12 protein-coding genes are annotated in these 12385 nt (G+C 73.5%); 5 read left to right on the top strand and 7 right to left on the bottom strand.

Annotation, left to right across the window (positions count from 1 at the left end; translation table 11 throughout):
• Window positions 1-154 precede the first annotated feature (154 nt).
• Entirely contained in the window at window positions 155-781 is a 627-nt protein-coding gene (locus MTF65_RS00730; protein WP_243626179.1) for a YigZ family protein, read from the bottom strand.
• Window positions 782-940: 159 nt separating this feature from the next.
• Here MTF65_RS00730 and MTF65_RS00725 point away from each other — a divergent pair, with 159 nt between their 5' ends.
• The gene (locus MTF65_RS00725) at window positions 941-1357 is read left to right on the top strand and encodes a CoA-binding protein (protein ID WP_243626178.1); all 417 of its coding nucleotides are present in this window, start codon (window positions 941-943) and stop codon (window positions 1355-1357) included.
• A 48-nt stretch (window positions 1358-1405) separates the two neighbouring features.
• Here MTF65_RS00725 and MTF65_RS00720 read toward each other — a convergent pair whose 3' ends face one another.
• Window positions 1406-2002 carry an XRE family transcriptional regulator gene (locus MTF65_RS00720; RefSeq protein WP_243627248.1) on the bottom strand — a complete coding sequence of 199 codons (597 nt, stop codon included), beginning with the start codon at window positions 2000-2002 and terminating at the stop codon, window positions 1406-1408.
• Between the two features lie 98 nt (window positions 2003-2100).
• Here MTF65_RS00720 and MTF65_RS00715 point away from each other — a divergent pair, with 98 nt between their 5' ends.
• The gene (locus MTF65_RS00715; protein ID WP_243626177.1) at window positions 2101-2967 is read left to right on the top strand and encodes a DMT family transporter; all 867 of its coding nucleotides are present in this window, start codon (window positions 2101-2103) and stop codon (window positions 2965-2967) included.
• A gap of 55 nt (window positions 2968-3022) precedes the next feature.
• Here MTF65_RS00715 and MTF65_RS00710 read toward each other — a convergent pair whose 3' ends face one another.
• Window positions 3023-3796 (bottom strand): DapH/DapD/GlmU-related protein, encoded by a 774-nt coding sequence (locus MTF65_RS00710; protein ID WP_243626176.1) that lies wholly within the window; start codon window positions 3794-3796, stop codon window positions 3023-3025.
• A gap of 164 nt (window positions 3797-3960) precedes the next feature.
• On the opposite strand from MTF65_RS00710, the gene MTF65_RS00705 reads away from it, so the two are divergent.
• Window positions 3961-4512, top strand: coding sequence for a gamma carbonic anhydrase family protein (locus MTF65_RS00705; RefSeq protein WP_243626175.1), 552 nt, complete (start codon window positions 3961-3963; stop codon window positions 4510-4512).
• A 272-nt stretch (window positions 4513-4784) separates the two neighbouring features.
• Here the strand turns inward: MTF65_RS00705 and MTF65_RS00700 are convergent, their stop codons facing one another.
• From MTF65_RS00700 to MTF65_RS00690, 3 genes are all read right to left on the bottom strand, one after another.
• On the bottom strand, window positions 4785-5462 hold the full coding sequence (locus tag MTF65_RS00700; RefSeq protein ID WP_243626174.1) for a DedA family protein: 678 nt from the start codon (window positions 5460-5462) through the stop codon (window positions 4785-4787).
• Window positions 5463-5520: 58 nt separating this feature from the next.
• Complete coding sequence (locus MTF65_RS00695; RefSeq protein WP_243626173.1) at window positions 5521-8028, bottom strand: glycoside hydrolase family 3 C-terminal domain-containing protein; 2508 nt, start codon at window positions 8026-8028, stop codon at window positions 5521-5523.
• Between the two features lie 354 nt (window positions 8029-8382).
• Complete coding sequence (locus tag MTF65_RS00690) at window positions 8383-8835, bottom strand: DUF4442 domain-containing protein (protein WP_243626172.1); 453 nt, start codon at window positions 8833-8835, stop codon at window positions 8383-8385.
• 96 nt (window positions 8836-8931) lie between these two features.
• On the opposite strand from MTF65_RS00690, the gene MTF65_RS00685 reads away from it, so the two are divergent.
• Window positions 8932-9987 (top strand): hypothetical protein, encoded by a 1056-nt coding sequence (locus tag MTF65_RS00685; RefSeq protein WP_243626171.1) that lies wholly within the window; start codon window positions 8932-8934, stop codon window positions 9985-9987.
• Between the two features lie 140 nt (window positions 9988-10127).
• Window positions 10128-11456, top strand: coding sequence for an MFS transporter (locus tag MTF65_RS00680; RefSeq protein WP_243626170.1), 1329 nt, complete (start codon window positions 10128-10130; stop codon window positions 11454-11456).
• A gap of 88 nt (window positions 11457-11544) precedes the next feature.
• Here MTF65_RS00680 and MTF65_RS00675 read toward each other — a convergent pair whose 3' ends face one another.
• Complete coding sequence (locus MTF65_RS00675; protein WP_243627247.1) at window positions 11545-12336, bottom strand: spermidine synthase; 792 nt, start codon at window positions 12334-12336, stop codon at window positions 11545-11547.
• Between the last annotated feature and the right edge of the window lie 49 nt (window positions 12337-12385).

Below are 12385 nucleotides of genomic sequence, written 5' to 3'. Positions count from 1 at the left end.
TCGAATCGTGGCACTGTGCCCCCTCTACGCTAACCCGTCACCGGGGCGCTCAGGGCCGGTCCGGAGGATCGCCCGCCGGGGACCCGGGGGGTGCGACACGGGTACGGGCACGGCACGTACAGGCACCGCCGGCACGCAAAGGCACCGGCACGGCTCAGGGTGCGTACGTCTCGCCGCCGAGGGTGAGGGTGGCGCTGCCCGCCGTACTGTCGGCGAGCCAGGCCTCGAAGGCGGGCAGGTCGGCCTCGGGGAGGGCCACCTCGATCTCGACCGCCGCGCCGTAGCGCAGGTCCACCACCGTCCGGCCCGTGGAGCGCAGGTCGTTCTGGGTCCTGCCGGCCCGCTGGTGGTCGACGGTGACGGTGGCCAGCCGGTAGCGGCGCCGCGTGACGGTGCCGAGTACGTCGAGCGCCTCGCCCACAACTCCCCCGTAGGCCCGGATCAGGCCGCCGGCGCCGAGTTTCACGCCGCCGTAGTAGCGGGTGACCACGGCGACCGCGTACCGGATGTCCCGGCGGGTGAGCATCTGCAGCATGGGAACTCCGGCGGTGCCCCCCGGCTCGCCGTCGTCGCTGGCCTTCTGGACGGAGGCGTCGGCGCCGATCACGTAGGCGAAGCAGTTGTGCGTGGCGGCGGGGTACTCCTTGCGGACGCGTGCGATGAACGCCTGCGCCTCCGCCTCGGTCGCGGCGGGCGCGAGCGAGCACAGGAACCGCGAGCGGTTGATCTCGGACTCGTGGACGCCCTCGCGGGCCACCGTCACGTACTGGTCTGCCTTCACCGCTCCACCCTAAGCCGTGGGCCGGAGCCGCCCGGCCCGGCCGCCCGCCGGCCGGGTCCCGCGGGAATCGGACACGTGCCTCTCCGGTTGATCCGGGGTGCGGGCCGGCGTTCGGCCGGGCCCCGCGGGCGACAGCGCGAGCAGCAGGAGGCGGCACACGTGTACGGCGACTACGGCGACCCGGCGACCATCCGCAAGATCCTTACCGAACTCGGCGACACCTGGGCGGTGGTGGGGCTGTCCACGAACGAGGACCGCGCGGCGTACGGCGTGGCGCGCGTGCTCCAGCGGTTCGGCAAGCGCGTGATCCCCGTGCACCCGAAGGCCGAGACGGTGCACGGCGAGCCGGGGTACCCCTCGCTGGCGGCGATCCCGTTCAAGGTGGACGTGGTGGACGTCTTCGTGAACAGCGCGCTGGCGGGCGCGGTCGCCTACGAGGCCGTGGCCGCCGGCGCGGACGCCGTCTGGTTCCAGCTGAACGTGGTCGACGAGGAGGCCTTCGCCCGCACCCGCGGGGCCGGGCTGGAGATGGTGATGGACCGCTGCCCGGCGATCGAGATTCCAGCCCTCCAATAGACCCCATAGATCCGGTAGACCCGCTAGACCTGGAAGGCGGGGCTCCGGTCAGTGCCGCGCCGGCATCTCGTTCCCGCTGACCGGCGGGATCGAGATCGCCATGGTCATCTCCATCGGCTCCGCCGTGTCATTGCGGTACTCGTGCGGGAGGTTCGCCTCGAAGGACACGGCCCCGCCGGCCGGCACCTCGTACGGTTCCCCGTCGACGACCAGGGTGAGCCGCCCCGTCGTGACGTGCAGCATCTCCAGGGTCCCGGCCGGGTGCGGGTCCGAGGCCGTACCCTCGCCCGGCTCCAGGCGGTACGTCCACACTTCCAGCGGCCCGCGCCGGTCGTCGCCGAGCAGCATGGTCGCGCCACTGCCCGCCTCGGTGGACCACATCCGCACCCCCTGCCCCGGCAGCACCAGGTGCACCTGACGGCTCCGGCCGCGGTCCAGCAGGGTCGTGATGCTGACGCCGAGGGCGTCGGCCAGTTTGACGGTGGTGCCGACGCTGGGATTCGTCCGGGCCTGCTCGATCTGGATGATCATCCCCCGGCTGACCCCCGACCGGACGGCCAGCGCGTCCAGGGTGAATCCGCGCTCACCACGCCAGCGCTTGAGGTTCCGGGCGAGTGCCTGGGTGAGGTCTTCGAGGTCCGACACCATTCCGTCCAATATTTTGGTTGGCAGAGTCCAACAGACTGAACTACGGTGCATTGCACTGCATCGTTCACTGCACTGTACTGCGAGGCTCCCCTTCCATGACCGCCCTCTTCGCTCTGGCCACAGCCCTGCTGTGGGGTCTCGCCGACTTCGGCGGCGGACTGCTGACCCGCCGGGTCCCGGCGCTCACGGTGGTCATGGTCTCGCAGGTCGTCGCCGTGGTCGTACTCGGCGCGGTGGTCCTCGCCACGGGCGCATGGCGGGAGGCCGGACCGCAGCTGTGGTTCGCGGTCGCCGCGGGCCTGGTCGGGCCGGTAGCGATGCTCAGCTTCTACAAGGCGCTGGCCCTGGGCCCGATGGGCGTGGTCTCGCCGCTCGGCTCGCTCGGGGTAGTCGTACCGGTCGCGGCGGGGCTGGCGCTGGGCGAGCGGCCCGGCCCCGGGCAGTTCGCGGGGATCGCGGTGGCCGTCGTCGGCATCGTCCTCGCCGGAGGCCCCGAGCTGCGCGGCGCACCCGTACAGCGGCAGGCGGTCGTCCTCACCCTGGTCGCGGCCTTCGGCTTCGGTGCCGTGATGTCCTTGATCGCGCACGCCTCCAGCACCGTCACCGGGCTGATGCTCGCCCTGTTCGTGCAGCGCGTGACCAATGTGGCGGCGGGCGGTACGGCCCTGTGGGTCCAGGCCCGGCGCGGCATCCCGGCCCTGCCGGAGGGGACGGGCCCGCGGATCCTGTGGGGACTGCTGCCGGCGCTGGCCTTCGTCGGCCTCGCGGACGTCGCGGCCAACGGGACGTACTCCATCGCCGCGCAGAACGGCCCCGTCACCGTGGCGGCCGTGCTCGCCTCGCTCTACCCGGTGATCACCGCGCTGGCCGCCTTCGCCGTCCTGAAGGAACGCCTGCGCACCGTCCAGGCGGCGGGCGCCGGCCTGGCCCTGGCGGGCACCGTACTGCTCGCGGCCGGCTAGGTCCGGAGCCGGAACGGATCTGGAGCCGGACGGGGATCTGGAGCCGGACCGGGATCTAGAGCGCGTCGGCGGCGGTCTCGGCCGTGCGCTGTTCCGCCTCCGCGAGCTCCGCCAGCGCGCGCAGCTGGTCCGGCGTGACCCCGTCGGGGATCGGCACCGGCGCCGGGGTGCGCAGCGGCGGCTGCCAGCCCGTCTCCGGCTCCCAGCGCCGTACGATCCGCGCCGGCGCCCCCGCCACCACGGCGTGGTCGGGCACTTCACCCCGTACGACGGCCCCCGCGGCCACCACGACATTGCGGCCCAGGCGCGCCCCGGGCAGTATCACCGCTCCCGTGCCCAGCCAGCAGCCCGGGCCGATCTCCACCGGGGCGCTGCGCGGCCACTGCCTGCCGACGGGCTCGTGGGGGTCGTCGTAGCTGTGGTTGGTGGAGGTGATGTAGACCCCCGGCCCGCAGAAGGTGTCGTCCCCGATGGTGATCCGGGTGTCGGCGATGACGTGGCTGTCCCGGCCGATCACCACACCGTTGCCGAGCACCAGCACCGGCTCCGGGCCGAGGTCGAGGTCCGGCATCATCCCGGCGGTCAGGGTGACCTGCTCGGCGATGATGCAGTGGTCACCCAGGCGGATCCACGGCTCGCCGAAGATGGTGCCCTGGGGGAAGGCGAGCCGGGTGTGCGGCCCGATCGCGCCGAAGCGCAGCCGCCCGGGGGTCTGGGCGGTGACCGCGCCGGCCCGCCGCATCCAGCGCCACCCGGCGTGGGCGGCGCGGCTCGCGAGTCGGCGGCGCAGGGCCTTCAGGGATGAGAACGTGTTCTGGTTCTTCGGCACCGGGTCACCGTAACGCGCCGGGCACCAGGACCGCGCCGTGATCTTCACCCCATCGCGGGGGCGGCGGGACGCGTGGCCTACCGTGCCGATAGCGCGGCAGACACCCGGAAGACGCGAAACACGCGGATACGCGAATCGCGGATACGAGCACTGAGGAAGAGAAGATGACGCATCAGGCGGAGCAGGGCCGGGCACTCGTCGCGGGCGTGAACGGCAAGAGCCCTCGGATCGACCCCACGGCCTTCGCGGCGCCCACCTCCGTCGTGGTCGGCGATGTCAGCGTGGCCTCCGGCGCGAGCGTCTGGTACTCGGCGGTGCTGCGCGCCGACTGCGGCCCGATCGAGCTCGGTGCCGACAGCAATGTGCAGGACAACTGCACGATCCACGTGGACCCCGGATTCCCGGTCTCGATCGGCGAGCGCGTCTCCATCGGCCACAACGCGGTGGTGCACGGCTGCACGGTGGAGGACGACTGCCTCATCGGGATGGGTGCCACGGTCCTGAACGGCGCGGTGATCGGCGCCGGTTCGCTCGTGGCCGCGCAGGCGCTGGTCCCGCAGGGCATGGTGGTCCCGCCCGGCTCGCTGGTGGCGGGCGTCCCGGCGAAGGTGCGGCGCGAGCTGACCGACGAGGAGCGCGAGGGCATCAAGGTCAACGCCCTCATGTACGTGGACCTGGCGAAGCAGCACCGCGCGTCGGTCACCCCGGGCGCGTAACGCCCGGCCGGCGGGGTCGCGGGGCCGCGTCCGCCCGCCGCACGGGCAGCGCGTGGCGGGAGGCCCCGCGCACCTCACCGTCGGGCCGACCCGACCCCGCCGCCTCGACGACCGCGACCCGCCCGGCGAAGGCCCGGCCGGGCGCCGCCGGGCCGTGTGGGCAGCACGTTCAGCGGGGAGCGGGGGCGTCGATCCGGGGGGGACACCGGCCGGCACCGGAGCGGCAACCGGCACGTCTGCCCCGGCGAAGGCCCGGCAGGCACGGGCGGGCGTCAGTCGGAGACGGCCGCCCGGGTCGCCGGCTCGTCCTCGGCCGGGGTGGCCGGGCCGGGGAGGGACACGTCCTTCGCCGCCTTCTTGATGCGGCTCCGCACGACCAGCGTCACCGCCAGTCCGAACAGCACCGCCGCCGCCAGCGCCGCCCAGGAGAACCGCTTCAGCCACGGCTCCGCGACGACCCCGACCGAGTAGATGACGGCGGTCGTGCCGCCCGCCCACAGGATTCCGCCGAAGACGTTCGCGATCAGGAAGCGCCAGTACGGCATGTGCAGCACACCGGCCAGCGGCCCCGCGAAGATCCGCAGCAGCGCCACGAACCGCCCGAAGAAGACGGCCCACATGCCCCACCGGTCGAAGGAGCGTTCCGCCAGTGCCACGTGCTCCGGCCCGAAGTGCTTGGGAAAGCGCCGCCCCAGCTTCTCCAGCAGCGGCTTGCCGCCCCTGCGCCCGATGGCGTAGCCGATCGAGTCGCCCACGATCGCCCCGGTGCTCGCGCAGATGCCCAGCACCACCGGGTCGATCTCGCCGTGCTGCGAGGCCAGCAGCGCCGAGCTGACCAGGACGATCTCGCCCGGCAGCGGGATCCCGAGGCTCTCCAGGCCGATGACCAGACCCACCAGGAGATAGACGCTGACCGCCGGAATCGTCTCCAGCCATTCCTGGATGTGCACCGGTACGTCCTCCCGTATCGTCTCCGGCGCGTCCCCTGTGACACGCCGAACGGGCAGCCTATCTGCTCCTCACCACAGCCTTTGCCTTCAGCGGCAGGTCACGGGAGGAACGACCGGCGAACACTTCCCTGCGGCCGGAACCCAGCACCCAGGCGTGCTCCGCCGGATCCCAGGACGACAGCGTCCGGGCATCGATGTCGAGGACGACCCGCTGCGCCTCCCCCGGCGCCAGGGTGAGCCGGCGATAGCCGGCCAGCACGCGCACCGGCTGGTCCAGCTTCAGCTCCGGCGACGGGCCGACGTAGACCTGCGCCACCTCGGTGCCCTTGCGGCGGCCGGTGTTGCGGACGGTGAACTCCACGCGCAGACCCCTGTGTTCGGGCCGGACGGATAGCTTCTCGTACTCCCAGGTGGTGTACGAGAGCCCGTGCCCGAACGGGAACAGGGGGGCCACCCGCTGCGCGTCGTACCAGCGGTGGCCGACGTGCACGCCCTCGGCGTACTCCTGCCGGCCGCCCACTCCCGGGTAGCGCTGCGGGTCCCCGCCGACCGGGGTGGCCCGCTCGTCGGCCGGGAAGGTCTGGGTGAGCCGGCCGCCGGGGTCCACGTCCCCGAAGAGGATGTCGGCGGTGGCGCCCGCGCCCTCCTGGCCCGGGTAGTACATCTGGAGGACCGCTCCGGTACGGGAGAGCCACGGCATGACCGTACTGGAGGAGGTGTTCAGCACGACCGCGGTGCGCGGGTTCGCGGCGGCGACCTCCTCGATCAGCCGGGACTGTCCGCCCGGTAGCTCCAGAGAGGTACGGTCCCGGCCCTCGGTGGCGTCCTCGTAGGCGAACAGCACCACGCTGCGGGCCGCCTTGGCGATCTTCACGGCCTCGGCGAGATCGGCGGCCCGGGACGCCTTCGTGGCGTGCCGCAGCCGGAACCGCTGGCCCTCCTCCCCGCCCTCGGCGGTCACGGCGAGCCGGTGGGGGCCCGCCGCGAGCGCGAGGGTGCGGCGGCGGACGGCGCGGCCGTCGGGCGCCGTGCCGAGGAGCCCGCCCGCGAAGTACTCGGCGACGCCCTGCCGGACGGGGAACAGTTCCTCGCCGTCGAGGCGTACCTCCGGCCGCTTGCCGGTGTAGTGGACGACCAGGGTCCACTCGTCGTCGGCGGGGAGGCTGAACGCGCCCTCGTGGCTCCAGCGGCGGCCGGGTCCGATGACTCGGTCGTCCAGGTCGGCCGCGGGCGCCAGCAGGTTCACGGGGAGCGGGCGGCCGTACACGTCCTCGCCGAGTGCGTAGCGGACGGTGGCGCCGTTCCCGGCCCGCTGCCTGATGGCGGTGAGCGGTGCGGGCGCCCGGTCGGGGACCACGTGCGCGCTGCCGCCGCCGCTGACGAAGGGCACCTGGCCGGTGGGCCCGATCACCGCGATGGAGCGGGCCGCCGCCCCGGTCAGCGGCAGGGTGGCGTTCTCGTTGCGCAGCAGCACCGCCCCGGCGGTGGCGACCCGGCGGGCGACGCGGGCCCCGGCGGAGGCATCGCGGGCGGGCCGGGCGGTGGGGCGGCCGGTCAGCAGCCCGAACCGGTCCATGGTGGTCAGGACCCGGCGCGCCGCGAGGTCCACGGCCTCCTCGGGTACGGAGCCGGCCCGTACCGCCTCGCGGAGCGGGGCGCCGAAGTGGGTGCCGTCCGGCATCTCCACGTCGAGGCCGGCGTTGATGGCCGCGACGGTGCTGTGGGTGGCGTCCCAGTCGGACACCACCCAGCCGTCGAACCCCCAGCCGCCCCGCAGCAGTTCGTCGAGCAGCTGCTTGCTCTCGCAGGCGTAGGTGCCGTTGACCTTGTTGTACGAGCCCATCACCGCTCCGGCGCCCGCCGTGATGGCGGCCTCGAAGCCCCGCAGTTCGGTCTCGCGCAGGGTCTGCTCGTCGGCCACGACGTCGATGGTGTCGCGGCCCTGCTCCTGGTTGCTGAGGACGAAGTGCTTGACGGTCGCGATGAGCCCCTCGTCCTGGATCCCGCGCACGAGTTCGGCGGCCAGATCCGCCGTCAGTCCCGGGTCCTCGGAGAAGGTCTCGAAGTTCCGCCCGGCATAGGGGGTGCGGATGAGGTTGACCATGGGCGCGAGCAGCACGTCCTGGCCGAGTGCCCGGCCCTCGCGGCCCAGGACCCGGCCGTACTCGCGGGCGAGCCCGGGGTCGAAGGCGGAGGCGAGCAGGACGGGCGCGGGCAGCGCGGTGGCGGGCTTGGCGACGCGTACTCCGGCGGGCCCGTCGGCGAAGCGCAGCGCCGGGATGCCGAGGCGGGGTACGCCGGGCAGGTAGCCGGCCTGGCCGAGCGCGGCCGGGTCCCGGGCGCCGTGCAGCAGGGCGGTCTTCTCGTCGAGGGTGAGCTGGTCCAGCAGGGCGTCGATCCGGGCCGCGCTCCCGGGCCGGGCGGCGACCACCGACGCGGCGGCGGGCGAGGGCCCGCGGACCCCCGAGCCGGGTGGGACCGTGGCGGCGCAGCCGCCCGCCGCCAGCGCGACGCCCACCGTCCCGAACAGCCGCATCGCGGAACGTCTGGACAAGCCCTCACTCATGGGCGCTCCCTGGGGAGTCGGCATTCGGAGTCGACCGGCGTCAGTCGGCGGGAGCGGCCCGCGCCGGACCGCTCCCGCCGACCACTGTGCTCCGCCCGCGCCCGGAGCCCGCTCTGACGCGCCACCGCGCCGCCGAGGTTCAGCCCTGCGGCGGCTGCGACAGGCTGTCGGCGTCCCGCGTCGGCTCGTCCTGCCGCTGTACGCGCGCCTCGGTGCGGTGCCCGCGCGGTGAAGTAGCGCCGTCGTCCGATGGACTCTAGCGCCGGGGACGGCGTCCGCCGGGTCGGCAGCCGGGACGAGTGCGGGGCCGCGCCCCTTCGGACGCGGCCCCGCACTCCTCCGCCGTCGAGCCCGCTACGCGTTCGGGCGGAGGGTCCAGACGACCGTCATCTCGCCCGTCACGGCCTCGTCCTCGCGCTGGATCGCGATGGTGACCGGGAACTCGGGGCGGCCGCCGGCGTCGAGTTCGGCGACGACCTCGGCGGCCGGGCGGCCCAGGGTGGCGGTGGCCGTCACGACGCCCTTGGCGAGCTTCTTGTAGCCGATCTCGGCGCGCACGGCCAGCGGCACGGCGCGCGTGAGCTGGTCGCCGAAGGCGGCCAGCACGATGGCGCCGCTCGCGGACTCGGCCAGCGTGAACATGGCTCCGGCGTGCGGACCGCCGACGTGGTTGTGGAAGTCGGGCTGGTCCGGAAGACGGACGACCGCGCGCTCCGGGGTGGTCTCCAGGAACTGGAGGTTCAGGGTCCGGGCCATCGGCACCGTCGCGGCGAGCAGTTCGCCCACGTTCATCTGATCTGCGCTCATGGAACGCGATGTTACCCGCGAGTAGGCGTCCTTGACCAGACCTGTTACGGGGGTGGCCGTGGCCCCCCGCCCCCCGTCCCACTATCGTTACCGGCCATGTGGCCAGGACAGCAGCAGCCGCCCGGGGGCGAACAGAACCCCCAGGACGCGCATCAGAACCCGTATCAGCAGCAGCAGCAGCAGCCGGGGCAGCCGAACCCGTACAACCAGCAGCAGCCGGGGTTCGGCGAGCAGCAGCCCGGCTACGGATACCCGCAGGCGGGCTACCAGACGCCGCCTCCCGTACAGCCGTGGGGCCAGGCCCCGCAGCAGCCCCCCGCCCCCCAGCGCGGCGGCGGCACGAGCCCGTACTCCACCAAGACGGTGGCCATCGTCGCCGTCTCCGCGGTCGTCGTGGCGGCGGCCGCCACCGGCGCGTTCGTCCTGACCCGGGACGGCAAGAAGACCGATGAGGCGGGCGGCGACAAGCCCGCCGCGGCCTCCTCGGCGCCCGCCACCAGTTCGGCGGCGCCGCCGGCCGCCCCGAGCTCGAACCCCCGCGCGGGCGGTGAGGCCAAGCCGGTGATCCCGGGCTGGAAGGTGGTCATCAACCCGAAGTACGGGACCGCCTTCGACGTCCCGCCGGAGTGGAACGTCGCGAGCTCCGGCATGTCCACGGGCTTCGAGGACGAGAAGAAGAACGACGGCTCGCCGTTCGTCATGATGTCCGCGCCGGCCTTCCTCAAGGAGGACTGGTGCAAGGTGGACTCCGACAAGAACGGCAGCGAGGAGACGACCTCGCTGGCGGGCACCGGCACCAAGGGCGCCCAGGGTGCCAAGGACACCGCCGAGGCCTCGACCAACGCGGCCGAGACCTGGGTGTACGCCGCGTACGCCCAGTCGGTGAAGAACCCGCGGGAGACCGTCAAGACCACCCCGGCCAAGGAGTACACCACCGCCTCCGGCCTCAAGGGGCACGTCGCCACCGCGACGGCGAGCCCGGTGCCGAAGGCGAACAAGTGCTCCTCCGACGGCAAGAGCATCGCCTTCAGCTTCAGGAACACCAAGGGCGACTTCGCCACCTGGGTCCTCTACGGGGCCGCGGGCGTCGAGGGCGAGGTCAAGCAGGAGGCCTACGAGAAGATCCTCAGCTCCGTCCGCCTGAGCGACTGAGCAACTGAGGGACTGAGCGACTGAGCGACTGAGCGACCGACCTTCCTACCTGAGGCCGCTCCCGCTTTCTGACCTTCCGATCCCCGCTCCGCGCCGAAAAACAGTTTGGATTCTCGGCCCGGGGCGGGGATAGTCCGTGGGTGAGCTCTCCCCCCGCCGCCTCCCCTCACTCCTCCCCCCGCCCGTCCGCGGCGCGCCGCCGCAGACCCGAGTGGGCCGGCCGCAACTACACCCTGCTGACGGGTGCCGCGGTCGTGACGAACCTCGGCAGCCACGGAGCGCTCATCGCGGCCTCCTTCGCGGTCATGGACGCCGGCGGCTCCAGTGGCGACATCGGCCTCGTCGCGGCCGCCCGTACGCTGCCGCTCGTCCTCTTCCTCCTCATCGGCGGCGCCCTCGCCGACCGGCTGCCGCGCCACCGCGTGATGGTCGCGGCCAACGCCCTGAACTGCGTCTCCCAGGCCGCCTTCGCCGTCCTCGTGCTCGCCGGGGAGCCCCGGCTGTGGCAGATGATGCTGCTCACCGCGCTGTGCGGCACCGGTACCGCGTTCTTCAACCCGGCCGCCGAGGGGATGCTGCTCTCCACCGTCTCCGGCGAGCATGCGAACCGCGCCTTCGCCCTCTTCCGGATGGCGATGAACGGCGCCGCCATCGGCGGTGCCGCCCTCGGCGGGGCCATGATCGCCGCGATCGGCCCGGGCTGGGTCCTGGCCGTGGACGCGGCCGCGTTCGCCGTCGCGGGAGCCCTGCGGGCCTTCCTGAACGTCAGCGGCGCCGTCGAACGGGCCCCCGGCGGCGGCCTGCTGGCCGACTTGCGCGAGGGCTGGGTCGAGTTCAAGACCCGCCCGTGGCTATGGAGCATCGTGCTCCAGTTCTCCGTCGTCGTCGCCGTCGTGGGCGCCGCGGAGGCGGTCTACGGTCCGCTGGTCGCCCGGGACCACCTGGGCGGGCCCGCGCCCTGGGGCGTGGCCCTGGCCTTCTTCGGCGTCGGCACGATCGCCGGCGCCGTCCTGATGATGGTGTGGAGGCCGCGCCGGCTGCTGCTGGTCGGCACCCTGTGCGTGTTCCCGCTGGCACTGCCGTCGGCCGGGCTGGCGGTCCCGCTGCCGGTGTGGGGCCTGTGCGCGGTGATGCTGGTCAGCGGCCTGGCCATCGAGGTGTTCGGGGTGAACTGGATGACCACGATGCACCAGGAGATCCCGGAGGAGAAGTTCTCGCGCGTCTCCGCCTACGACTGGTTCGGCTCGGTGTCGATGCTCCCCCTGGCCACCGCCCTGGCCGGTCCGGCCGAATCCGCCTTCGGGCGCACCTCGGCCCTCTGGGGCTGCGCCGCCCTGGTGATCCTGGCCACGGCCCTGGTCCTCCTGATCGCGGACGTCCGCCACATGACCCGGCGTGAGCCGAAGGATTCCTGGGGCTCCGCCCCAGACCCCGCGCCTCAAACGCCGGCGGGGCTGGATTTTGGCTGATGCCGCCCGCCACAACCCAGCCCCGCCGGCGTTTGAGGCGTGGGGGTCTGGGGCGGAGCCCCAGGACGCGGCGCGGCAGCCCTCCCCCTCACCCCAGGCTGAACGCACCCTCCGGCGGAGCCGGGGACGGAGCCGCGTCCGCGTCAGCGACCGGCCGCGCGCCCCTCATGAACCGGGCCAGCGCCTCCCCCACCTCCACCCGGGCGGGGAACGCGTCCGCCGCGCACCTGCGCGAGAGAGCCGCCACCGGCAACTCCCCGTCCGACGCCACCAGGACCGCGTTCCCGAACCGCCTCCCCCGCAGCACGGCCGGTTCCGCGATCAGCGCGAGCTCCCCGAAGACGGCTCCAAAATTCGCCAGCTGTGCCTTCAGGAAGGCGAACGGGGCCCCGTCCGCCAGATTCGCCGCGTACAGCCCGCCCGGTCGCAGCACCCGTGCCGCCTCCCGCGCGTACTCCACGGACGTGAGCTGCGCCGGCACCCTCGACCCGCCGAACACATCGGCCACGATCACGTCCGCGCTGCCCGCGGCCGCGCCCTCCAGCCAGACCCGGGCATCGGCGGCATGCACCTCCACGCCCGCGCCCGCCCCCAGCGGGAGGTGCTCCGCGACCAGCTCCACGAGCCCCGCGTCGAACTCCACCACCGTCTGCCGGGATCCCGGCCGGGTCGCCGCGGCGTAGCGCGGCAGCGTCAGCGCGCCCCCGCCCAGGTGCAGCAGGTCCAGCCCGGCCCCGGGCACCGCCGCGCAGTCGAGCACGTGCGCGAGACGGCGTACGTACTCGAACTCCAGGTGCTCGGGCTCGTCCAGGTCCACGTACGACTGCGGTGCCCCGTCCACGGTCAGCAGCCAGGCCCGCTCCCGGTCCACGTCCGGCATCAGTTTGGCGGTGCCCTGGCCCACTTCCCGGATGACCGGGATCTGCTCG

It is taken from the genome of Streptomyces sp. APSN-46.1 (assembly GCF_022815725.1).
Classification (GTDB): domain Bacteria; phylum Actinomycetota; class Actinomycetes; order Streptomycetales; family Streptomycetaceae; genus Streptomyces.
The sequence above is the reverse complement of the archived record's forward strand: the minus strand, read 5'-3'. Positions and strand labels throughout refer to the sequence as shown.